At 73.1% G+C, this 22,820-nt stretch carries 22 protein-coding genes; 16 read left to right on the plus strand and 6 right to left on the minus strand.

Translation table 11 applies throughout. The features are described from left to right. The 5 genes from IM725_RS12540 to IM725_RS12560 all read left to right on the plus strand — a co-directional run. Positions 1–615, plus strand: a 615-nt coding sequence (locus IM725_RS12540) for an ABC transporter permease (RefSeq protein ID WP_193780939.1), incomplete at its 5' end; no start/stop codon positions are given. Positions 616–674: 59 nt separating this feature from the next. Next, a complete protein-coding gene (locus tag IM725_RS12545) occupies positions 675–911 on the plus strand; it encodes a PepSY domain-containing protein (RefSeq protein WP_193780940.1) in 237 nt (78 codons plus the stop codon). Positions 912–919: 8 nt separating this feature from the next. Further along, positions 920–1,591, plus strand: coding sequence for a response regulator transcription factor (locus IM725_RS12550; protein WP_193780941.1), 672 nt, complete (start codon positions 920–922; stop codon positions 1,589–1,591). Between the two features lie 19 nt (positions 1,592–1,610). Continuing rightward, entirely contained in the window at positions 1,611–2,939 is a 1,329-nt protein-coding gene (locus IM725_RS12555; RefSeq protein ID WP_193780942.1) for a sensor histidine kinase, read from the plus strand. Between the two features lie 73 nt (positions 2,940–3,012). Continuing rightward, positions 3,013–3,405, plus strand: a complete 393-nt coding sequence (locus IM725_RS12560; protein ID WP_265335004.1) for a hypothetical protein — start codon at positions 3,013–3,015, stop codon at positions 3,403–3,405. A 96-nt stretch (positions 3,406–3,501) separates the two neighbouring features. Here the strand turns inward: IM725_RS12560 and IM725_RS12565 are convergent, their stop codons facing one another. Next, positions 3,502–4,629, minus strand: coding sequence for a helix-turn-helix domain-containing protein (locus IM725_RS12565; RefSeq protein WP_193780943.1), 1,128 nt, complete (start codon positions 4,627–4,629; stop codon positions 3,502–3,504). Positions 4,630–4,776: 147 nt separating this feature from the next. On the opposite strand from IM725_RS12565, the gene IM725_RS12570 reads away from it, so the two are divergent. The 9 genes from IM725_RS12570 (at position 4,777) to IM725_RS12610 (ending at position 16,400) form a co-directional block, all read left to right on the plus strand. Next, positions 4,777–7,059: a TonB-dependent receptor gene (locus IM725_RS12570; protein WP_193780944.1), complete on the plus strand. Its 2,283-nt coding sequence runs from the start codon at positions 4,777–4,779 to the stop codon at positions 7,057–7,059. Between the two features lies 1 nt (position 7,060). After that, complete coding sequence (locus IM725_RS12575) at positions 7,061–7,699, plus strand: hypothetical protein (RefSeq protein WP_193780945.1); 639 nt, start codon at positions 7,061–7,063, stop codon at positions 7,697–7,699. A gap of 4 nt (positions 7,700–7,703) precedes the next feature. Then, positions 7,704–8,351 (plus strand): hypothetical protein, encoded by a 648-nt coding sequence (locus IM725_RS12580; protein ID WP_193780946.1) that lies wholly within the window; start codon positions 7,704–7,706, stop codon positions 8,349–8,351. 21 nt (positions 8,352–8,372) lie between these two features. Further along, complete coding sequence (locus IM725_RS12585; RefSeq protein WP_193780947.1) at positions 8,373–8,870, plus strand: hypothetical protein; 498 nt, start codon at positions 8,373–8,375, stop codon at positions 8,868–8,870. Continuing rightward, entirely contained in the window at positions 8,870–9,577 is a 708-nt protein-coding gene (locus IM725_RS12590) for a hypothetical protein (protein ID WP_193780948.1), read from the plus strand. The genes IM725_RS12585 and IM725_RS12590 overlap by 1 nt, the downstream gene beginning before the upstream one ends. A gap of 155 nt (positions 9,578–9,732) precedes the next feature. Continuing rightward, complete coding sequence (locus IM725_RS12595; protein WP_193780949.1) at positions 9,733–11,412, plus strand: PQQ-dependent dehydrogenase, methanol/ethanol family; 1,680 nt, start codon at positions 9,733–9,735, stop codon at positions 11,410–11,412. A 17-nt stretch (positions 11,413–11,429) separates the two neighbouring features. Further along, on the plus strand, positions 11,430–12,671 hold the full coding sequence (locus IM725_RS12600) for a c-type cytochrome (RefSeq protein WP_193780950.1): 1,242 nt from the start codon (positions 11,430–11,432) through the stop codon (positions 12,669–12,671). Between the two features lie 65 nt (positions 12,672–12,736). Continuing rightward, positions 12,737–14,869, plus strand: coding sequence for a TonB-dependent receptor family protein (locus tag IM725_RS12605; protein WP_193780951.1), 2,133 nt, complete (start codon positions 12,737–12,739; stop codon positions 14,867–14,869). 121 nt (positions 14,870–14,990) lie between these two features. Continuing rightward, on the plus strand, positions 14,991–16,400 hold the full coding sequence (locus IM725_RS12610) for an amidase (RefSeq protein ID WP_193780952.1): 1,410 nt from the start codon (positions 14,991–14,993) through the stop codon (positions 16,398–16,400). A 31-nt stretch (positions 16,401–16,431) separates the two neighbouring features. Here IM725_RS12610 and IM725_RS12615 read toward each other — a convergent pair whose 3' ends face one another. The 4 genes from IM725_RS12615 to IM725_RS12630 form a co-directional block, all read right to left on the minus strand. Continuing rightward, on the minus strand, positions 16,432–16,941 hold the full coding sequence (locus IM725_RS12615; RefSeq protein WP_193780953.1) for a hypothetical protein: 510 nt from the start codon (positions 16,939–16,941) through the stop codon (positions 16,432–16,434). 211 nt (positions 16,942–17,152) lie between these two features. Further along, a complete protein-coding gene (gene lhpI, locus IM725_RS12620; protein WP_193780954.1) occupies positions 17,153–18,085 on the minus strand; it encodes a bifunctional Delta(1)-pyrroline-2-carboxylate/Delta(1)-piperideine-2-carboxylate reductase in 933 nt (310 codons plus the stop codon). 40 nt (positions 18,086–18,125) lie between these two features. Then, a complete protein-coding gene (epsC, locus tag IM725_RS12625; protein ID WP_193780955.1) occupies positions 18,126–19,067 on the minus strand; it encodes a serine O-acetyltransferase EpsC in 942 nt (313 codons plus the stop codon). After that, positions 19,064–20,113, minus strand: coding sequence for an RNA methyltransferase (locus IM725_RS12630; protein ID WP_287067847.1), 1,050 nt, complete (start codon positions 20,111–20,113; stop codon positions 19,064–19,066). The genes epsC and IM725_RS12630 overlap by 4 nt, the downstream gene beginning before the upstream one ends. Positions 20,114–20,155: 42 nt before the next feature. On the opposite strand from IM725_RS12630, the gene IM725_RS12635 reads away from it, so the two are divergent. Further along, positions 20,156–21,091 carry an EamA family transporter gene (locus IM725_RS12635; RefSeq protein ID WP_193780956.1) on the plus strand — a complete coding sequence of 312 codons (936 nt, stop codon included), beginning with the start codon at positions 20,156–20,158 and terminating at the stop codon, positions 21,089–21,091. Positions 21,092–21,127: 36 nt separating this feature from the next. On the opposite strand, the gene gntR is transcribed toward IM725_RS12635, so the two are convergent. Continuing rightward, the gene (gene gntR / locus IM725_RS12640; protein WP_193780957.1) at positions 21,128–22,147 is read right to left on the minus strand and encodes an HTH-type transcriptional regulator GntR; all 1,020 of its coding nucleotides are present in this window, start codon (positions 22,145–22,147) and stop codon (positions 21,128–21,130) included. 151 nt (positions 22,148–22,298) lie between these two features. Here gntR and IM725_RS12645 point away from each other — a divergent pair, with 151 nt between their 5' ends. Next, the gene (locus IM725_RS12645) at positions 22,299–22,820 is read left to right on the plus strand and encodes a gluconokinase (protein ID WP_227753783.1); all 522 of its coding nucleotides are present in this window, start codon (positions 22,299–22,301) and stop codon (positions 22,818–22,820) included.

Here is a 22,820-nt window from a genome sequence, read left to right on the forward strand (position 1 = left end):
TTCCTGGGCCGCCTCTTCGCCCCCGACCTGCCGCGCCTGCTGCGCGAGCACCTGCTGCTGGTGGCGGGCGCGCTCGCGCTGGCCACCGCCGTGGGCGTGCCGCTGGGCGTGCTGGCGCAGCGCCGGCCGCGGCTGGGGGCGGCGGTGATGGCCACGGTCGGCGTGGCGCAGACGGTGCCCTCGCTCGCGCTGCTGGTGTTCCTGATCGCGCTGCTGGGCCGCATCGGCTTCTGGCCGGCGCTGCTGGCCCTGGCGGTGTACGCGCTGCTGCCCATCGTGCGCAACACCCAGGCCGGCCTGGCCGGCGTCCCTCGCGGGCTGGTCGAGGCCGGCCTGGCCATGGGCCTGCGGCCGGTCCAGGTGCTGCGCTGGGTCGAGCTGCCGCTGGCGCTGCCCACGCTGCTGGCCGGCCTGAAGACGGCGGCGGTGTGGAGCGTGGGCATGGCGACGGTGGCGACCTTCATCGGCGCGGGCGGCCTGGGCGAGCGCATCGTCGCCGGCCTGGCGGTCAACGACACCACCCTGATGCTGGCCGGCGCGGTGCCGGCAGCGCTGCTGGCGCTGGCGGTGCAGGGGGCATTCGCCCTGCTGGAGCGCCTGCTGCGGCGGCGATGAGGGGGCGGGCCGTGCGGCGTTCAGCCATCGTTCATGCGGAAGCTGGCAGACTTGCATCCATGCGCCAGAGAACCCGTCTCCTCCTCCTGTGTGCCGCCCTGCTGTCGGCCCCGGCCTGGGCCGAGGTCGGCCGCGAGCAGGCCGCCGCGGTGGCCCAGCAGGTGGCCGCCGGCCGCGTGCTGGCGGTCGAACGCGGCGAGGCCGGCGGCCGGCCGGTCTGGCGGGTCAAGGTCCTCACCGCGCGCGGCGAGGTGCGGGTGGTGCTGATCGACGCGGCCAGCGGCCGCCCGCTCTGAGCCTAGGCATGCGGGTGCTGCTGGTCGAGGACGAAGCGCCGCTGCGGCTGGCCCTCAAGCGCCAGCTGGAAGCCGACGGCTGGCGCGTGGACGAGGCCGCCGACGGCGAGGACGGGCTGTTCCAGGCGCGCGAATACCCGGTCGATGTCGCCGTGGTGGACCTGGGCCTGCCGCGGCGCAACGGCCTGTCGCTGGTGCAGGCGCTGCGCGCCGAGGGCCGCACGCTGCCGGTGCTGATCCTCACCGCGCGCGGCCACTGGCAGGACAAGGTCGCCGGGCTGGAGGCGGGCGCCGACGACTACCTGGTCAAGCCCTTCGAATACCCCGAGCTCGCCGCCCGGCTGAAGGCGCTGCTGCGGCGCGCCATGGGGGCCGCCTCGCACCTGCTCAGCTTCGGCCCGATCGCCATCGACATGGCCGCGCAGGCCGTCACTCTGGACGGCCAGCCGCTGGAGCTCACCGCCTTCGAGTTCCGGCTGCTGGAGTTCCTGGTGCGCGAGCGCGGCCGGGTGGTCAGCAAGCAGGAGCTGGCCGACTACCTCTACCCGCACGACGAGGACCGCGACAGCAACGTGCTGGAGGTGCTGATCGGCCGGCTGCGGCGCAAGCTGGACCCGCAGGGCACGCTGGCCCCGATCGAGACGCTGCGCGGGCGCGGCTACCGGTTCGCGCTGCAATGAGGGGCCAGGGGCGCCCCGCATGAAGGCCCCGGCCTCGATCCGCGCCCGCCTGGCGCTGGCCGCGGCCGCGGTGCTGGCGCTGTTCCTCGCCGTCGCCGGCTTCGTGCTGCAGCGCGCCCACGCGGACAGCGTGGTCGCCGCCCACCACGGCCGGCTGCAGGCCACGGTGTACCTGCTGCTGGGCGCCGCCGAGGTCGATGCGGCCGGCCAGCTGCAGATGCCGGCCGCCCTGGCCGAGCCGCGGCTGTCGCAGCCGGGCTCCGGCCTGTACGCGGCCATACGCACGCCCGGCGGGCAGCTGCTGTGGCGCTCGGCCTCGGCGCCGCCGGGCCTGCCCTTCCCGGGCGTCGAGGCGGTGGGCCAGTGGGCGCTGGGCGAGGAGGAGGGCGGCGGACGCCGTTTCCTCTCGGCCAGCTACGAGGTCAACTGGCTGGCGGCCGGCGACCGCACCGTGCCGCTGGTGCTCTCGGTGCTGGAGGACGAGTCGGCGCTGGGCCGTGAGCTGGCCGCCTTCGAGCGCACCCTCTGGGGCGGCCTGGCCGCGGCGGCGCTGCTGCTGCTGCTCTCGCAGGCGTTGCTGGTGCGCTGGAGCCTGGCGCCGCTGGAGCGCGTCGCCGCCGAGATCGGCCGCATCGACGCCGGCGAGCAGGCCCGCGTGGAGGGCCAGTACCCGCCGGAGATCGAGCAGCTCACGCAGCGCCTGAACGCGCTGGTGGAGCGCGAGCGCGCGCGCCAGAAGCGCTGGCGCGAGGCGGTCAGCTTCCTCGCGCACAGCCTGAAGACGCCGCTGGCGGTGCTGCGCGCCACGCAGGACGACCCGGCCCAGCTGCGCGAGGCCGTGGTGCGCGAGGTCGCGCGCATGGACGACATCGTGCAGCACCAGCTCGCGCGTGCGGCCGCCGCGACCGAGGCCGCGACGGCGCCGCCGCTGGCGCTGCGCGCGGTGGCCGAGCGCATCGCGGCCTCGCTGCGCAAGGTGCACGCCGAGCGCGGCCTGGTGCTGGAAATCGAGGCCGACGCGAAGCTGGCCTGGCCGCTGCAGGAGGGCGACGCCTTCGAGATCCTGGGCAACCTGATGGACAACGCCTGCAAGTGGGCGCGACAGCGCGTGCGCACCACCCTGCAGCGCGAGGCCGGCGGCCTGCGCATCCGCGTGGAGGACGACGGCCCCGGCTTCAGCGACACCGAGGCCGTGCGCCGCCTGCACGTGCGCGGCGACGAGCGCGTGCCCGGCCATGGCGTGGGGCTGGCGGTGGTGGACGAGCTGGTGGGTGCCCAGGGCGGCACGCTGTCCCTGGGCCGCGGCGCCCTGGGCGGGGCGCGCGTGGATGTGCTGCTGCCGGGCTGAACGCCGCGGCGGCCCAGGAATCTGCGATCCGTTCAGGCAGCGTTCATGGCGGCCGGCGCACCATGAGGCTTCGATGTTCCACTTCACCCAGGAGTCCACCATGACCCACCTCATCACCCGCAACCGCGCCGCCGCGGCCCTGCTGCTTTCGCTGGGCCTGCTGGGCGCCGGCGCCGCCCAGGCCCACACCGATGTCTCGCTGTCCATCGGCATTCCCGGCGTGGTGTACTCCGCTCCCGCGCCCGTCTATGCCGCGCCGCCGGTGGTCTACACCGCGCCGCAGCCGGTCTATACCCCGGCGCCGGTCTACGGCCCGACGGTGGTGTACGAGTCGACCCCCGTCTATGCCCCGTACTGGGCGCGCCATCGCGAGTGGGAGCGCCGCCGCTGGCAGGCCGAGCACGAGCGCCATGAGCGCGAGGAACGCGGCTGGGGCCGCGGTGGCTGGCACGGCGACCGCGACTGAGCCGCCGCCTCGTGACGCCGCAGCGGCGTCACGCCCCGGGCCCGGCGCCGTGCTGCACGGCGGCCGGGCTCAGTCGTTCATGGCAGGTGCAGGCAGTCAGTGCACCTCTTCATCGCGTCCCCGTTGCTTTTGCCCCAGCTTGCGGTACACCGTGGCCCGCGAGATGCCCAGCATCTTGGCTGCCTGCATCACGTTGCCGCGCGCCTCGCGCACCGCCTTGTGGATCAGTTCGGTTTCCAGGTCGCGCAGCGGCAGGCTGGGGTTGGCGGCGGCCGGCGCGGGCGCGAGCCCCCGCCCGGCCAGCTGCGGCAGCACCTGCAGCGTGAGGCCGGACCACAGCGGCACCTCCAGCGGCTCCTCGCCGCGCGCGGCATCGAACAAGTTCTCCCAGGCGCAGGCCAGCAGTTCGCTGCAATGCAGCAGGCCGGGCTGCGCCTCGTCCTTGCCCAGCATCTCGCGCGCCGACGGGTTGCCCCCGGTCACCCAGCCGTCGTCGTCGATGCACAGCAGGCCCTGGTGGTCGGCGCCGAAGTTGCAGCCCGGCCAGTTCAGCCGCAGCAGCAGCGCATGCGGGCGTGCCAGCGTCATCGCGTCCTGGATGCTGTGCGCCGCCTGCACCACCAGGTTCTTCAGCTCGGGCCGCTCGGCGGCGTCGATGCCGGTGAGGTCCAGCATGCCCACGGTCTGGCCATCGGGGCCGACCAGCGGCGCGCCGGCGCAGCTGTAGCAGCTGGTGTCGTCGAAGAAATGTTCGCCACGGTGCAGCCACACGGGCTTGAGTTCGGTCAGCGCGGCGCCGATGGCGGTGGTACCCACCGCCCGCTCGGAGAGGTCCACGCCCACGCGCGCGATCGTGCTGGCGCGGCGGTCGCCGCGGTCGATCTGGCCGTCCACCTCGACCACCGTGCCGTGGCGGTCGGTGAGCACGGCGAAGTAGCGGGTGCCCGCGATCGCGCGCGCCAGGCGCGACATCACGGGCCGCGCGGCCTGCAGCAGGTCCAGGTTGGCTTCCTCGGTGCGGCGCCGCGCCTCGGCCGGGACCATGTCGAAAGAGACGCGGTCGTGCGGGCGCAGGCCCTGCGTCAGGCAACGCCGCCACGAGCGCTCGATCCAGTGGCGCTCGAACCAGCCGTCCACCAGCATGTCGGTGGCGGAACGCTGTTCCTCGAGCACGGCACGGCGCGCGCGCTCGATCTCCTGCAATCGCATCTCGCTGGGCCGCATGGGCTTGTCTCCTGGTGCGCTGCCTCTTGTGCGCCAATGATGCGCCAGCGCACTGTTCAATATTGAGAATTTTCGTTACCTGAACTGAACTTTGAGGGTTTCGCCTAGGTGGGCCGTCGGCGCCGCGCCTCGAACAATGGCCGCGCCATGACGACGACACCGCCCGCCGCCGCCGTGCTCCTTTTTCTTGCGCTGCAACAAACCGCGGCGCATGCCCAGGACGAGGATCGCGTCCACACCCTGCAGCCTGTCGAGGTGATCCACCGCACGCCGCTGGCCGGGCTGGACGTGCCGCTGTCGCAGTACCCGGGCAACGCGCAGCAGGCCGATGACGCCGCCATCGAGCGCGCGGGCGCCGCCACGCTGGGCGACTTCCTCAGCCGGCGCTTCGCCGGCGTGGCCAGCAACGAGGTCCAGGGCAACCCCTACCAGGTCGACCTGACCTACCGCGGCCAGCGCCTGTCGCCCGTGCTGGGCACGCCGCAGGGCCTGTCGGTGTGGTTCGACGGCGTGCGCATCAACCAGCCCCTGGGCGACGTGGTCAGCTGGGACCTGCTGCCCGAGGCCGCCATCGCCAGCGTGGCGCTGGTGCCCGGCTCCAACCCCCTGTACGGCCTGAACACGCTGGGCGGCGCCATCGTGCTCAGCGCCAAATCGGGCTGGACCCACCCGGGCACCGAGGCCGAGGTCTCGGCCGGCAGCTTCGGGCGCCGCCGCGTGGAGCTCAGCCATGGCCGCCGGTTCGACGACGGCTGGCACGCGTACGTGGCGGCCAGCCGCTGGCAGGAGGACGGCTGGCGCGATGCCTCGCGCAGCCAGCTCGGGAACCTGTATCTCAAGGCCGGGCGCCAGCAGGGCGAGGACGGCTGGAGCGTGTCGCTGCTGGACGCGGCGAGCCGCCTGGGCGGCAACGGCCTGCTCTCCGACAGCCTGGCGGCCGTGGACCGCGCGGCCTTCTACACCGGCCCGGACAGCACCCGCGCCGAGGACCGCATGCTCACCCTGCAGGGCACCCAGGGCCTGGGCGGCGGCCTGCGGCTGTCGTTGCTGGGCTGGCACCGCGAGGGCACGCGCGATGCGCTCACGGGCGACATCGACGACGACTGGCGCCAGTGGCTGCAGGCCTGCGCCGGCCAGGCGGCGACCCCGGCCTGCAGCAACCCCTCGGACCCCGGCTACGTCAGCGTCAACGCGCAGCTCAATCGCAGCCACACGCGGCAGTCTGAGACCGGCATCGCGCTGCAGGGCTCGCAAACCCTGGGGCCGCACCAGCTCGCCTTCGGCGTGGACGCGAGCGCCAGCCGCATCGCCTACACGCAGAGCGCGCAGCCGGCGATCTTCGACGCGGCGCGCCTGGCCCAGCCGCTGGCCGGCAGCGGGCCGCTGCCGCAGGCCTCGCTGGACGGCCGGGTCGCGCGCTGGGGGGCCTTCGCCGCCGCCGAGATCGCGCTCGCGCGGGGCACGCAGCTCAGCGCCTCGCTGCGCTGGGACACGGCGCGCACGCGAAACACGCTGGGCGCGCCCGACCCGCAGCCGGCCGAGTCCTTCCGCTACGGCAAGCTCAATCCCGGGCTGGGGCTCACGCACGCCCTCTCGCCGCGGCTCACCGCATTCGCCAGCGCCATGCAGGGCACGCGCGTGCCCACGGCGCTGGAGCTGGGCTGCGCCGACCCGGCCCACCCCTGCGTGCTGCCCACCGGCCTGCAGTCCGACCCCTACCTCAAGCCGGTGGTGGCGCGCACGCTGGAGGCCGGCCTGCGCGCCGAGCCGCTGCCCGCGCTCAAGCTGTCGGGCGCCGTCTTCCACACCGCGAGCCGCGACGACATCGTCTTCCTGCGCTCCAGCGTGTCGCAGGCCGGCTACTTCGCCAACGTGGACCGCACCCGGCGCGACGGCGCCGAGCTGGGCGCGAGCTGGAAGCAGGGCGCGCTGGAACTGCAGGCCAATGCCAGCTGGCTGCGCGCCACCTATGGCGCACCGCTGGTGCTGCCCGGCCCGCTCAGCACGCCGCAGCAGCCCAACCAGGTGGGGCCGGGCAGCCCGATCGCGGGCATGCCGCGCCAGACGCTGAAGCTCTCGGTCGACTGGCGCGCGACGCCGGTCCTGGCCCTGGGCCTGGACCTGCAGGCCAACGGCTCGCAGGTCGTGGCGGGCAACGAAGGCGGCAGCCAGCCGGAACTCGGGCGGCTGCCTGGCTTCGCGCTGCTGCACGCGCGAGCGCGCTGGAAGCTGGGCGAGCGCCTGCAGGCCTGGGTGCGCGTGGCCAACCTCACCGACCGGCGCAGCGCCAGCTTCGCGTCCGGCAACCTGGACCTGTTCCCTGGCGGGCAGGTCCTGCAGGCGGGGGCCCAGCCCGCGGCCGCGCGCTTCATCGCGCCCGGCGCGCCGCGCAGCTTCGCCGCCGGCCTGCGTTACGAATGGGACGATTGAGATGAAAGCCCTGCGCCTCGCGCGCCCCGGTGCACCGGCGGTGGAACCCCTGTGGATGGAGTGGCTGGCGCTGGCCGGCATGTTCGCCTTCGCCACCTGGCTGCTCGGCCTCAAGGGCGTGTGGCAGCTGCTGCTGCACGCCGACCCGACCGGCATCACGCTGGTCATCATGGTGGTGTTCGTGGCGGCGACGCTGTGGTGCGGCATGCGCTCGCGTGAGCTGGAATCGCAGCGGCATGCGCTGGAACGCGGCGAGGGCTGGGCCGCCGAGTACTGGGCGGCGCTTGCAGCGAAGGGCGGCGACACCGGCGCGCCCCTGGACCTGCTGGTCGAGCGCACGCACGGCCCGCACGGCACGGCCTGGTGGGTCAACGGCATCCAGCTCAAGCTGGGGCTGCTGGGCAAGGTGATCGGCTTCTCGGTGCTGGCGCTGCAGATCGGCGAGATCCAGAACTTCGACCCCTCGCAGTCGGCCAACCTGCTGCGCAGCCTGACCAGCGGCCTGGGCGTCGCGCTGCTGACCACCATGGTCGGCCTGGTAGGCAACATCCTGCTCGGGCTGCAGCTCACCCGGCTGGACCGCTTCGCCGACGCGTTCGTGGCCAGCGCGCAGCGCCGCGCGCTGGGCCAGGGGGACTGAGCGCATGCGCCGTGCCCGCCGCGGCTCGCGCGAGCCGGAGGTCGATCCCTTCTACGACATGTTGTTCAACATGCTGATCGCCTTCGTCTTCTGCTTCATCATCGCGCTGCTGGCGATGAACCCCAAGGCGCTGAAGGCGGGCGACGTGCCCTCCAAGGCCGAGTACATCATCACGCTGTCCTGGCCGGACATGAACCCCAACGACATCGACCTGTGGGTGCAGGGCCCGCAGGGCGAGCTGGTCTGGTTCCGCTCGCGCGAGGCCGGCCTCATGCACCTGGACCGCGACGACCGCGGCAACGCCAACGACACCATCGTCGTCAACGGCCAGAAGGTGGTGAACCCGCTCAACCAGGAGGTGGTGACCCTGCGCGGCATCGAGCCGGGCGAGTACGTGGTCAATGCCAACTACTACGACGGCGCGAAGGGCGGGGCGGCCGGCGGCGCGGCCCCCGAGCCGGGGCTGGGCGCACCGGTGCCGGTGACGGTCTCGGTGGTGAAGGTGAACCCCAAGGCCGAGGTCGTCTTCTACGGCCAGCAGGTGCTGCCGGGGCCGGGCGCCGAGACGACCATGGCGCGCTTCACGGTGCAGCCCGACGGCAGCGTCACCGACATCAACACCCTGCCCAAGCCGCTGGCCAAGCAGATCTGAACCGAATCGAAAGAGCTCGCCATGCCACTCGCCATCGTCATCGCCTACGCCGCGCTGCTGCTCCTGCTGCTGCTGGCCCTGCTCTGGTCGGGCTGGCCGCGCTGGCTGAAGACGCTGCTGCTGGTGGGCGTGACCCTGCTGTACTTCTGGGGCCACGAGGTGGTCGAGACCATCCTGGGCACGCCCAGCCCGGGCCCGCTGCCGGAGCGCTTCGTGGTGGTCTCGGCCCTGGTCGACGAGCCGGCCTCCAACAACCCCGGCTCGATCTACCTGTGGGTGCGGCCCATGGCCGACGGCAAGGCCACGGGGGCGCCGCGCGCCTTCCACGTGCCCTACCAGCGGGCGCTGCACGAGCAGGTCAACGACGGCGTACGCAAGGGCCGCGACGGCATCCAGCAGATGGGCACGGCCAAGCACCGCGAGGGCACCGGCACGCTGCTGTCCTGGCTCAAGCCCGGCAAGGACGAGCAGGAGATCAAGCTGCGCGACCTGCCGCCCACGCAGTTGCCCGAGAAGTGATGCGGCGCCTCCTGCTCCTCGTGCCCGCGCTCCTGCTCGCGGCCTGCGACCGGCCGGTGGACGACCGCTTCTTCCCGCTGGGCTCGGGCCACCGCTGGACCTACCGCAGCACCACTGTCTTCGAGGACCCGGCCGTGCCCGCCGAGACCGACACCCTGGAGGTGCGCTCGCTGGGGGCGGGCGAGTGGGGCGGCTCGCGCGCCTGGCACCGGGTCACGGACACAGGCCACGGCTGGTGGCTGCGCGCCGACGACACCGGCATCTACCGCGTCGCCAGCGAGGGGCCGCAGCAGGCCCAGGCGCTGGCGGATTCGCCGGTGTCCTGGGTGCTGCGGCGCCCGCTGCAGGTGGGCACGGCCTGGGAGGGCCGCACCGTGCCGTATGTGCTGCAGCGCCGCAACGAGCAGCCGCGCGAACTGCGTTACCTGGATCGTTACAAGAATCTTGTGATCAAGTACCGCATCGAGCAGCTCGACCAGGCGGTGGACACCCCGGCCGGGCACTTCACTGGCTGCATTGTGGTGGCCGGCACCAGCGAGGTCTACCAGTACTCCGATGAGCTGCTGGCCTACCGGAACGCCCCGCTGCTGGCGCGCGAGTGGTACTGCCCGGGGGTGGGGCTGGTGCGGCAGGAGCGCGTCGAGCATGCGACCACCCGCTTCCTGCTCGGCGGCACGGTGCTGCTGGAACTGGTGCGCTGGAACTGACGCGGTACAGCTCATGCGCTGGCGTTGAGCGCGACTGTTCAATTTTGAGAATTTGTCCCGCGACCTAGGGTTGCACCGGACCCCGCCTGGCGCGTCAGCGCAAAGACTTCAGCCTGCCGGCTTTCGACACGGCATTCAACCAGGAGACAGTACAAATGAAGCTTGTTCTCAGGATCGCGGCCCTCACGGGTGCCGTGCTCGCCGCATCGGCTGCCAGTGCGCAAAGCTGGCCGGTCTACGGCGGTGACACGGGCAACACCCGTTTCAGCCCCTCGACGCAGATCAACACGTCCAACGTGAAGAACCTGAAGGTGCAGTGGGCCCTGCAGCTGGGCACCCTGCGCTCGCAGGAGTCCACCCCCATCCTCGTCGGCGACACGCTGCTGGTGACCTCGTCCTTCGGGCCGAAGAACACCTTCGCCGTGAACGCGAAGACCGGCGAGGTGAAGTGGCGCTACTCGCCCGACATTCCCAAGGGCATCGACCAGTTCGCCTGCTGCGACGTGAACAACCGCGGCGTGTCCTTCGCCGACGGCCGGGTCTTCGTCGGCCGCCTCGACGGCAACGTCGCCGCGCTGGACATCAAGACCGGCAAGGAACTGTGGGTCACCAAGGTGGTGGACTACACGCAAGGCTCCGTCATCACCTCGCCGCCCACCGTGGCCGGCAAGGTCGTGATCACCGGCTACGGCGGCGGCGAATATGGCGCACGCGGCTCGCTGGTCGGCCTGGACCCCGCCACCGGCAAGGAAGTCTGGCGCACCTGGACCGTGCCCGGCGCGGGCGAGAAGGGCAGCGAGACCTGGAAGGGCGACTCCAACAAGAACGGTGGCGCCGCGGCCTGGAACATCGGCTCCTACGACCCGAAGCTGAACCTGGTGTACTACGGCACCTCCAACCCCTCGCCCTGGTCGGCGGTGGTGCGCGGCAACGACAGCAGCAACATCGGCCCGTACACCAACCTGTACTCCGCCTCCGTGCTGGCCATCAACCCGGACGACGGCAAGATCGTCTGGCACTACCAGTTCACCCCGCATGACGCCTGGGACTACGACGGCGTGAACGAGCTGGTCTTCGCCGACCTGCCGATCGAAGGCAAGAAGGTGCCCGTGATCATGCAGGCTAACCGCAACGGCTTCTTCTACGTGCTGGACCGCGCCAACGGCAAGCTGCTGTCGGCCAAGCAGTTCGTGGACGGCGTGAACTGGGCCACTGGCGTCGACATGAAGACCGGCATGCCCATCGAGGCGCCCGGCAATGCCAAGCGTCCCGGCATGGGCCGCAAGGCGAGCAACGTCTGCCCGAACCTGATCGGCGCCAAGAACTGGATGCCCATGAGCTGGGACGCGCAGACCGGCCTGGTCTACATCCCGACCATCAACCTGTGCATGGACATGGAAGGCATCGCCGGCGACTACAAGCGTGGCCAGTTCTTCCTGAACGTGAACTTCGACCTGGCCAAGCAGGGCGCGGGCGGCTACATGGGCGGCGTCAAGGCCTGGGACCCGGTCAAGCAGCAGACCGTCTGGATGAACAAGGACGACCTGTTCTACAGCGGCGGCATGCTGTCCACCGCCGGCGGCGTGGTCTTCCACGGCGACCTGAAGGGCATGTTCAAGGCGCTGGATGCCAAGACCGGCAAGGAACTGTGGCACTTCAACACCGGCTCCGGCGTCACCGCCGCGCCCATGACCTACACCCTGGACGGCAAGCAGTACGTCGCCGTGGTGTCGGGCCGCACGCTCTCCATCCCGGCCTTCTTCGGCCCGCTGGGTGAGAAGATGGTCGACGCCAGCCCTGAAGGCGGCGCCCTGTTCGTCTTCGCCCTGAACTGAGGGGAATGACAGTGATGGTGATTGCAAAGTCCCTGCGCCGGTGTGCCACGGCGCTGGCCGTGGCGGCCACGGCCGCCACGGCCGCGCATGCCGGCACCCTGCGCATCTGCGCGGACCCGGACAACCTCCCGTTCAGCAAGGCCGAGGGGCCGGAACGCGGGCTCTACGTGGATCTCGCCAGCCTGGTCAGCCAGCGCCTGGGCGAGACACCGGAGTTCGTCTGGTGGCTGACCTACAACCAGCGCAAGGCACTGCGCAACACCATCCTGCAGGACGGCTGCGACGCGGTCTTCGCCCTGCCCGAGAGCGCGGACTACCGCGTGCGCGGGCTGGCCAAGACCCATGCCTTCCTGAACGTGAGCTATGCGATCGTCGCGCCGCCTTCCCTGAAGGTGGCGCGGCTGGACGACCTTCGCGGCAAGCGCGTGGGGGTGAGCTTCGGCTCGCCGCCGCAGATGCTGCTGGCCTCGAAGGAAGGCTTCCCGGCCACCACCTTCCGCTCGACGGAAGAAGCCATGGCCGCGCTCACGCGCGGCGAGATCGACGCCGCCATCCTCTGGGGCCCCAGCGCGGGCTACGAGAACCAGCGCCACCAGGGCGGCCGCTTCGCGATCACCCCGGTGCAGGGCGAGGGCATGGGCGGCGGCGTGGCCGTCGCCGTGCGCCGCGAACCGGCGGACCTCGCGCAGCGCATCGACAAGGCCCTCACCGAGCTCGAGCCGCAAATCCGCGAGCTCGCGCAGAAATACGGATTCCCCGACGCGGCACCGGTGCCGCTGTCGGCCAACCGCGCACTCCCCGCGACCCCCGTGGCCCAGGCCCGGCCGGTGCGCAGCGTGCGCACGGCCCAGGCCCGCCCGGCCGGCCTGGTGCCGGTCGTCGCCACCCCGGCCGACATGGCCGCGGCCGGCGTGATCCGCGTCGCCCAGGCCAGCCCCGACGCGCAGGCCGGCAAGGCCCAGGTGGTCGCCACCGCCGGCGCAGCCGCCGGGGCCGCGCCCGACGCGGACGCCGCGGCCGAAGGGCGCCAGCGCTTCAACAACACCTGCTCGCACTGCCACGGCTCCGACGGCGCCAGCCCGATCAGCGAGCGCGACCTGCGCAAGCTGCGCTCGCGCTACAAGGACGACTGGCCCAAGGTGGCCAACACCACGATCCACGAAGGCCGGCCCGAGCTGGGCATGCCGACCTGGAAGGGCACCTTCAACGACAAGGAAATCTCGGAAATCATCGCCTTCCTCGGCACGATCCAGCGCTGACACGTACCATTCGCGACTTCACCAACAAGAGGGGCCGTCCACGGCGGCCGAGGAGACAGAGCAGCATGAGACGGACCCTGGTCGCGACCGCGGCATTGATGGCGCTGGGCGCCCACGCGCAGACGAGCCCCGCCCCTGAAGGCGGGCTGGTGCTCAACCCGGTGGTGGTCACCGCCACCCCGGGCCTTCCGCAGGCGGCGTTCGACACGCCGGCCTCGGTGGACGTGGTGGGCGGCAGCCAGATCCGTGACGGCCAGCTGGGCGTCAACGTCTCCGAATCGCTGGCCCGGGTGCCCGGCATCACGGCCCTGAACCGGCAGAACTACGCGCAGGACATCCAGGTGTCCTCGCGCGGCTACGGCGCGCGCTCCACCTTCGGTGTGCGCGGCCTGCGCCTGTACACCGACGGCATCCCGGCCACCGCGCCCGACGGGCAGGGCCAGGTGTCCCACTTCGACCTGCTCACCGCCGACCGCATCGAGGTCCTGCGCGGGCCCTTCAGCGCGCTCTACGGCAACTCCTCGGGCGGCGTGATCAGCCTCTTCACCGCCGACGGCGGCCCGCAGACCGTGGGCGAGGTCGGCGCCAGCTTCGGCAGCGACGGCCTGCGCCGCGAGACCGTGCGCGCCTCCGGCCAGAACGGTGCCCTGCAGTACAACCTGGGCGCCAGCCTGTTCGAGACCGACGGCACGCGGCCGCACAGCGCGGCCAGCCGCGACGCCGCCAACGGCAAGCTGAAGTACAACATCGACGGCGACACCAAGCTCAGCCTGGTGTTCAACGAGGTCCACATGCCCGACGTGCAGGACGCACTGGGCCTGACGCGCGCCGAGTACAACGCCAACCCGCAGGGCACCACGGCCAACGCCTTCACCTACAACACGCGCAAGACCGTGTCGCAGACCCAGGCCGGCCTGGTCTTCGAGAAGCGCCTGGCCGGCGGCGACTCGTTCAAGCTCTCCGGCTGGGACGGCGCGCGCGGCACCGAGCAGTGGCAGGCCATCCCGCCCAGCACGCAGGTCGCGGCGTCCAGCCCGGGCGGCGTGATCGCGCTGGACCGCAGCTACCAGGGCGCCGATGCGCAGTACACCCTGCGCACCCGCCTGGCCGACGCGCCGCTGGCCGTCACGGCGGGCATGACCACCGAGCGCCTGCGCGAGAACCGCTTCGGCTACCAGAACTTCATCGGCCCTGCGGCCGCCCCCACCCAGCTGGGCGTGCAGGGCGCCCTGCGCCGCGACGAAGTCAACAGCGTGCGCAGCTTCGACCAGTACGTGCAGGGCGTCTGGTCGCTCTCGCGCTGGAGCCTGACGGCCGGCCTGCGCCACTCGCAGGTGGACTTCAGCTCCGAGGACCACTACCTCGTCAACGGCAACGACAGCGGGTCCAAGTCCTACTCGGCCACCAACCCGGTGCTGGGCCTGGTCTTCCACGCCACCGACAACCTCAACCTCTACGCCTCGGCCGGCCGCGGCTTCGAGACGCCCACCTTCAACGAGCTGGCCTACCGCCCCGGCGGCCCCGGCCTGAACTTCAACCTGCAGGCGGCCACCAGCCGCCAGTACGAGCTGGGCGCCAAGGCGCTGCTGGGCGCCGGCTGGCAGGGCAACGTGGCGGTGTACCAGGCCCGCACCGCCAACGAGCTCGCCGTGCTGAGCAACAGCGGCGGCCGCAGCACCTACCAGAACGTCGCCCAGACCCTGCGCCAGGGCGTGGAGGCCTCGCTCGCCGGCCGCTGGGACGGCGGCTGGTCGGCCCAGCTCGCGGCCACCGTGCTGCGCGCCCGCTACGACAGCGACTTCCTCACCTGCGTGGCCGCGCCCTGCACCAAGCCCACGGTGCCCGTGGCCTCCGGCAGCCTGATCCCCGGCATCCCGCGCAGCTCCGCCTTCGGCGAGCTGGCCTGGTCGCACCAGCCCTGGGGCCTGGTGCTGGCCTCCGAGATGCGCTACACCGGCCGCATCATGGCCGACGACCGCAACACCGACTTCGCGCCCGCGTCCACGGTGTTCGCGCTGCGCGCCAGCCTGCAGCAGAAGGCGGGCGCCTGGACCTTCAAGGAGTTCGCGCGCGTGGACAACGTGGCCGACCGCCGCTACATCGGCTCGGTCATCGTCAACGAGTCCAACGGCCGCTTCTTCGAGCCCGGCCCGGGCCGCACCTGGCTGATCGGCCTGAACGCCGCCCTGGCGCTCTGAGCCCCCGGCGCCGCGCCCGGCCGCCGGCGGGCGGGGGCGGCGCGCCTTGTCAACGCGGGCAATCCCAAGCCACGAAGCGGGCCGCTTCGTGGCAAGGTGGCGATCCACCCCGGGAGTCCCCATGAACGACAGCACCGACCTCGCCGACCTGCCCGCCCACCGCCTGGCCTCGCTCTACCGTGCCGGCGAGGCCTCGCCCGTGGAGGCGCTGGCCGCCGTGCAGGCCCGCATCGACCGCTTCAACGACGAGTACAAGGCCTTCGTCCACCTGGACCCCGGCGGCGCGGCCGCCGCCGCCCGCGCCAGCGAGGCGCGCTGGCAGGCCGGGCGGGCCCTGGGGCCGCTGGACGGGGTGCCGGTCTCCATCAAGGACCTGATCCTCACGCGCGGCATGCCCACGCTGCGCGGCAGCCGGACCGTGGACGAGAAGCAGCCCTGGGACGTGGATGCGCCCGTCACCGCCCGGCTGCGCGAGGCCGGCGCGGTCCTCCTCGGCAAGACGGCCACGCCGGAGTTCGGCTGCAAGGGCGAGACCAATTCGCCGCGCAGCGGCTACACCCGCAACCCCTGGAACCGCGACCGCACGCCGGGCGGGTCCTCGGGCGGCGCGGCGGCCGCGGTCGCGCTGGGCATGGGCCCCATCGCCGTCGGCACCGACGGCGCGGGCTCGGTGCGCATCCCGGCCGCCTTCTGCGGCAACTACGGCATCAAGCCCAGCTTCGGCCGCGTGCCGGCCTATCCGCTCTCGCCCTTCGGCACCGTGGCCCACCTGGGCCCGCACACTCTGGACGTGCGCGATGCCGCGCTGGCGCTGAACGTGATGAAGCGGCCGGACGCGCGCGACTGGCACTCGCTGCCGCCCAACGACGACGACTACACCGCCACGCTGGAGGACGGGCTCAAGGGCCTGCGCGTGGCCTGGTCGCCCACGCTGGGCTATGCCCGCGTGGACCCCGAGGTGGCGGCCGCCTGCGAGCGTGCCGTGCGGACCCTGGCCGACCTGGGCGCCCACGTGGAGCAGGTGGACCCCGGCTTCGAGGACCCGCTGGAGATCACCACCGGGCTCTGGTTCATCGGCAGCTGGACGGTGTGGAACACGCTCACGCCCGAGCAGCAGGCCGTGACGGACCCCGACTTCCGCGCCGAGGCGGAGCTGGGCAGCCGGCTGTCGGCGCTGCACGTCTCGCAGCTGAACGTGCGCCGCGGCGCGCTGGGCTCGCACATGCGGCAGTTCATGCTGGGGCACGACCTGCTGGTCACGCCCTCGGTGGCGGTCCCGGCCTTCGAGGTCCGGCCGCCCGGCAGCATGGCCATGACGCCCGAGGCCATGCTGGGCTGGACGCCGTTCAGCTACCCCTTCAACCTGACGCAGCAGCCGGCCTGCACCATCCCCTGCGGCCTGACGGGCGACGGCCTGCCGATCGGCCTGCAGTTCGTGGGGCCCATGTTCCGCGACGACCTGGTGCTGCGCGCGGCGCGCGCCTACGAGACGGCGCAGCCGGTGGCCCGGCCGCCGGTCACCCGCCGCTGAGCCAGGGCGGGTTCCGGCGCCAGGCCTTCGCTCAGCGGCAGCCCGCGGCGTTCGCACCGTTGGCGCTGGCCACGTTGGCCGAGCCGCTGGCATGGGCGGCCGCTTCGCCGGGCACACCCGTGTCGTTGCCGGCCATGCCGGCGCCCGTGCTGCCCGAGGCCATGCCCGAGGCACCCGGTGCGGTCGGCGAGGCCGCCATGCCGCCCGCGCCCATGCCGGCCGAGCCGGTCGTGCTGTTGCTGTCCGAGGCCGAGCCCGCCCCGGCCGCGCCCATGGACGTGGAGCCGCCGGGCTGCATGCCGCTGGCCCCGGGCTGGGTGCCGGCCATGGCGCTCTGCGACGGCAGGTTGGCGGTGCTGCCCGCGTTGCCGGGCACCGCGCCCATGCTGGTGGTGCCGCCCGAGGGGCCGCAGGGCACCACGGCGTTGGCATTGCCGGTGGTGGTGGCGCCGGCGCTGCCGGCGGTGCCCGTCTGTGCGGCGGCGATGCCGCAGGTCAGGGCGACGGCGGCGGCGGCGAGGGTCTTCGGGAAAGTCTTCATGGGTACTCCTGGATGTTGTGGGAATGGCAGGGCTGGCCTGCCACCCACTGCACGCTAGCCCCCTGCAGGGCCCAGCGCGTCGGACACCTGCCGCAGGGCCTGTAGGCCGGCGGCTACGCGAAGCTGGCCCCGCGGCGCTGTGCGCAGCGGCCCGCAGGCCGCATCGCGAGCACCGGCACAAAGCCAGGGCATGTGCCGCCCCATGCCCGCTTCAGCGCGGCTGCGACTCCCACACCGCGATCGCCGCTGCCAGGTCCTCCAGCGCCGTGCCCACCGACTTGAAGACCGTGCGCTCGCCGGGCGTGCGGCGCCCCGCGCATTCGCCGCGCGCGAGGGCCTGCAGCGTGCCCCGGATGTCCTCGGCCGTGAAGACGCCGCGCGAGAGCGGGCCCAGCAGTTCGCCACTTTTCTGCAGGGCCTCGGGCGTGTCCACGAACAGCGAGGCGCCGGCGAAACAGGCGTCGTCGGCCTCGCGCATGGCCGGCGTGAAGCTGCCCACCAGGTCCAGGTGGCTGCCCGGGGCGAGCCAGGCGCCGTGCACCACCGGCTCGGTAGCCAGCGTGGCACAGCTGACCATGTCGGCCTGGGCGCAGGCCGCGGCCAGGTCGGGCGCCGCCTCGGCGGGAAGGCCCTGCCCACGCAGCCGCGCCGCCAGCGCCTGGGCCTGGCCTGGCGTGCGCGCCCAGACCTGCACCCGCGCCAGCGGCCGCACGGCCGCATAGGCCGCGGGCAGCAGGGCGGCCACGCGCCCGGCCCCCACCACCAGCAGGTGGCGGGCGTCCGGGCGTGCCAGCCAGTGGGCCGCCAGGGCCGAGGCGGCGGCGGTGCGGCGGTTGGTCAGCTCGCTGCCGTCCATGAGGGCCAGCGGCACGCCGGTGCTGCCGTCGTGCAGCACGTAGCTCGCGTGCAGGCCGGGCAGGCCGCGCGCCGCATTGCCGGGCGCGATGTTGATGGTCTTCACGCCGTAATAGCGGCCCTCCAGCCAGGCCGGCATGATCAGCGAGGTGAAGCCGCCGCCCGGCGCGGGCACCTCGTGCACGTGGCGCGGCGGCACGCTGCAGCCCTGGGCGAACATCGCGCGCAGCGCGTCGATCAGCCGCGGGAAGGGCAGGGCGGCCGCCGTGGCCGCGTCGATGAGCTGCATGGCTGCCGTGCCTGCCGCGAGGAAGCGGGTCGGCCGCGCCTCAGCCGCGCGGCGCGCCGCTGCCCGCCTCGTGGCGCGAGATGGCCTGACGCACATGGTCGCCGGGCGCCACGTCCTGCGTGACCCAGACGTTGCCGCCGATCACCGCGCCGCGGCCCACGGTGACGCGGCCCAGCACGGTGGCGCCGGCGTAGATCACCACGTCGTCCTCCACCACCGGGTGCCGCGGCAGGCCCTTGCGCAGGTGGCCCAGCTCGTCGGTGGGGAAGCTGCGCGCGCCCAGGGTCACCGCCTGGTAGATGCGCACGCGCTCGCCGATGACGGCGGTCTCGCCGATCACGACGCCGGTGCCGTGGTCGATGAAGAAGCCGCGGCCTATGGTGGCGCCGGGGTGGATGTCGATGCCGGTGCGGCCGTGCGCCAGCTCGGCGATCAGCCGCGCCACCAGCGGCGCGCCCAGCTTGTAGAGCTGGTGCGCGATGCGGTGGTGGATCATGGCCAGGATGCCGGGGTAGCACAGCAGCACCTCGTCCACGCTCTGCGCGGCCGGGTCGCCCGAGAAGGCAGCCAGCGTGTCGGCGTCCAGCAGGGCGCGGATCTGCGGCAGCGCCTCGGCGAACTGCTGCACGATCTCGCGTGCCTGCGCCGGCGGCGCGCTGCCGGCCTCGGGCGCGCGCGCCGCGCGGTAGCCCATCTCGGCGCAGACCTGGCCGTGCAGCGCGTGCAGCACACGGTGCAGGGTGTGGCCGACGTAGAAGTCCTCGCTCTCCTGGCGCAGGTCGGGCGGGCCCAGGCGCAGCGGGAACAGCGCGCCGCGCAGGCCGGCCACCACCTGGTCCAGGATCTCCTGCGAAGGCAGCTCGCGCCGCGCGCCCTCGCTGGGGCGCTGCTGCGAAACGCGCCAGGCCTGGCGCACGGCGGCCAGCTCCTGCACGGTGCGGTTCAGGTCGAACAGGCGCTCGTCATGGGCAGAGGTCTTCATGCGGTGCTTTCTGTGGCCGCGGGGGCGCGGCGCTGGATGCGGATGGGGACGGCACGGGCGCGCAGCTGGCCGCAGCCGCCGTCCACGTCCTGGCCGGCCGACTGGCGCAGCTTGGTCAGCACGCCGCGCCGGTGCAGGGTGCGGGCGATCTCGGCGGCGCGTTCCCACGAGGGACGCGCGAAGGGCAGGCCCTCGGCGGCGTTGAAGGGGATCATGTTCAGCACCCCGTACTTGCCCGCCAGCAGGCGCACGATGCCGTCCAGTTCCTCTGGCGTGTCGTTGACGCCGTCCAGCAGGGTCCACTGGTACTGGATGGGGTAGCCGGTGGCGCGTGCGTAGCGCTCGCCCTCGGCGACCAGGTCCTCGGGCGAGAGGCGCGGCGCGCGCGGCAGCAGCTCGGCGCGCAGCGCCTCGCGCGTGGTGTGCAGCGAGAGCGCCAGCGCGGGCTTCACCGGCCCCTGCGGCAGGCGCTCGAAGACGCGCGGGTCGCCCACGGTGGAGAACACCAGGCTCTTGTGCGCGATGCCGCCCACGGTGCCCAGGAACTCGATCGCCTCCAGCACGGCGTCCAGGTTGTGCGCGGGCTCGCCCATGCCCATGAACACCACCTTCTTCACGGCGCGGCGGCTGCGCGCCAGCGCCACCTGCGCGACGATCTCGGCGCTGCCCAGCTGGCGGATGAGGCCGGTGGTGCCCGTCATGCAGAAGCGGCAGCCCACCGCGCAGCCGACCTGGGTGGAGACGCACAGGCCATCGCGCGGCAGCAGCACGCTCTCCACGAGCTGGCCGTCGGCCAGCGCCACCAGCAGGCGCTCGCCGTCCTCGCCGGCATGGGCGGAGGCGATGCGGGCCAGTGCGGCCAGCTCGTCCTCGATGGCCGGCAGCGCCGCGCGCAGCGAGAGCGGGAAGAAGTCCTCGATGCGGCGCTTGGCCGCCTGCTGGGGCCGGGCGTGCGCCCACAGGCGCAGCACGCGCTGCTCGTGCGCGGGCCCGGCGCCGGCGGAACGCAGGCGCTGGCGCAGTTGGGCGATAGAAGGGCTTTGCACGGTACGCCGATCTTACGGTGTGGCTGCACGCACAATCGGCGCATGTCTGTGGAAACCCCGTCGGCGCTGCGGCCGCGTGACCTGGCCGCGCTGGCCACGGTGGTCCTCATCTGGGGCCTGAACTTCGTCGCCATGAAGGTGGGCCTGGCCTCGCTCACGCCCTTTCAGCTCGGCGCCGGCCGCTTCGTCTTCACCTTCCTGCCGCTGGCCCTGCTGGTGCCGCGGCCGGCCCTGCGCGTGCGCTGGGTGCTGGCCTTCGGCGCGGCCCAGGGGCTGGGCCAGTTCGGCCTGCTCTTCGTCGCCCTGCAGGTCGGGATGACGGCCGCGCTCGCCTCGGTGCTGCTGCAGACCCAGGTCTTCTTCACCGCGCTGATGGGCGTGCTGCTGCTGGGCGAGCGCCTGGGCACGCCGCTGCGCGTGGGCATGGGCTTCGCCGCGCTGGGGCTGGGCTGCTTCATCGCCAACCTGGCCCTGGGCAGCGGCGCGCGCGGCGTCACGGCCGTGGGGCTCGCGCTCACGCTGGGCTCGGCCGCGATGTGGGCCGTCTCCAACGTGGTGGTGCGCAAGGCGCGCGAGGACGGCGGCGCCTTCCAGCCGCTCTCCTTCGTGACCTGGTCGGGCGCGGTGTCGGTGCTGCCCTTCCTGGCGCTGTCCTGGCTCTTCGACGGCCTTGGCGCGCAGGCGAACTGGGGCCGTGCGCCCTGGTCCGCCTGGTTGGCCGTCGCCGCCCTGGGCTGGCTGTCCACCAACCTGGCCTACAGCCTGTGGACCGGCCTGCTCAAGCGCTACCCGGCCAACCGCATCGCGCCCTTCAGCCTGGGCGTGCCGGTGATCGGCCTGGCCTCGGGCGTGCTGGTGCTGGGCGAGACGGTGTCCACGCTGCAGTGGCTGGGTGCCGCGCTGGTGCTGGCCGCGCTGGTGAGCGTGACGCTGGGGCCGCGCCTGCTGGCGCGCCGGGCCCGGCGGGCGCTGGCCTAGCGCGCGACCTGCGCCGGCGCGCGCGATGGCGCGCGGCTACGCGCTCTCGCGCACCACCACCTCGAAGCCCAGGTCCACCGCGGCCTGCGCGGGCGTGCCGTGCCGCATCAGGGTGAGCAGCATCTGCGCGGCGGCCTCGCCGATGCGCTCGCGCGGCGTGCGCACCGTGGTCAGCGCGGGCACCATCTGGTCGCTGCCGGGCAGGTCGTTGAAGCCGGCGATGGCCACGTCCTGCGGCACGCGGATGCCGGTGCGCAGGGCCGCCAGCAGCGCGCCCTGGGCCAGGTCGTCGTTGCAGAAGAAGATCGCGTCCACCCGCGGCTGCTGCGCCATCACCTGGGCCAGCATCTGTGCGCCCAGGGCCAGCGAGGAGGGCGCCGGGTTGGACCACTCCAGCCGCGGGTCGGCCAGCCCGTGGCGCTGCATCTCGTCGCGCCAGCCGTCCAGCCGCTGCAGGGTGCGCGGGTCCAGCTGGGCGGCGACGAAGGCGATGCGGCGATGGCCGCGCGCCAGCAGGTGGCGGGTCAGCGCCGCGGCCGCCTCACGCTGAGAGAAGCCCACGCTCCAGACGCCGGGCTGGTCGGAGGTTTCCATCACGTGCACGCAGGGCACGGCGCCCTGCGCCATCAGGGCGCGGGTGCCGGCGCTGTGGTCGAAGCCGGTGACCACCAGGCCGGCCGGGCGGTGCATGAGCTGCTCACGCAGCAGGTGCTCCTCCTCGCTCTTGTCGTAGTGCGTGAGGCCGATCAGCGGCTGGTAGCCGGCCGCGCGCAGCACGCGCTGCAGGGCCTCGATCAGGTCCACGAACAGGGCGTTGGACAGCATGGGGATCAGCACGCCCACGTGCGAGCCGTGCTGCGAGGCCAGGGCACGGGCCGCGGGGTCGGGCACATAGCCCAGGCGCTGCACGGCAGCCTGCACGCGTTCGCGAAGCTCCTGCGCCACGCCGCGCTCGCCGCGCAGCGCGCGCGAGGCGGTGATGGGGCTCACGCCGGCGGCCGCGGCGACGTCGCTGAGGGTGATGCGGCCGGTGGAGCGGCGCCGGGGCAGGTTCATGGCTTGCGGGTAAACACGGACCGGGACGGTGATTCGGATTTGGTAGGATAGCGCTATCCAAACGGCTGCAGAACCCAGGCTCTGCAGCCTTTACGACCGCATTCTCCCTCCGAATCCCCAGGCGCCGCCAGGCGTCTTTTTCTGACGCACGATGGACAGCGCTACCAATCCAGGATCGCCCCTGGTCGTCATGGGCGTGGCCGGCAGTGGCAAGACCACGGTGGCCCGCCTCGTCGCACAGGCCGGCGGCATCGCGCTGCTGGAGGGCGACGACTTCCACGCGCCCGAGAGCATCGCCAAGATGCGCCAGGGCACCCCGCTGACCGACCAGGACCGCGAGCGCTGGCTGGACCGCATCGGCGACGCGCTGGCCGCGCAGCCCGGCGCCGTGGTCTCCTGCTCGGCGCTCAAGCGCGCCTACCGCGACCGCCTGCGGGCCCGCGTCGCCGGCCTGCGCTTCGTCTTCCTCGAGGTGAGCCCCGCGGTGGCCCACGCCCGCGTCGCCGCGCGCGGCGCCGGGCATTTCTTTCCGCCCAGCCTGGTGGACCTGCAGTTCGCGACGCTGGAATCGCCCGCCGGCGAGCCGGGCGTGCTGCGCCTGGACGCCACCCGCCCCGAGGCGCAGTTGTGCGACCAGGCCTTGGCCTGGCGCGCGACCCATTCCAAGGACTGA

It is taken from the genome of Ramlibacter aquaticus (genome assembly GCF_015159745.1).
Lineage (GTDB): Bacteria > Pseudomonadota > Gammaproteobacteria > Burkholderiales > Burkholderiaceae_C > Ramlibacter > Ramlibacter aquaticus.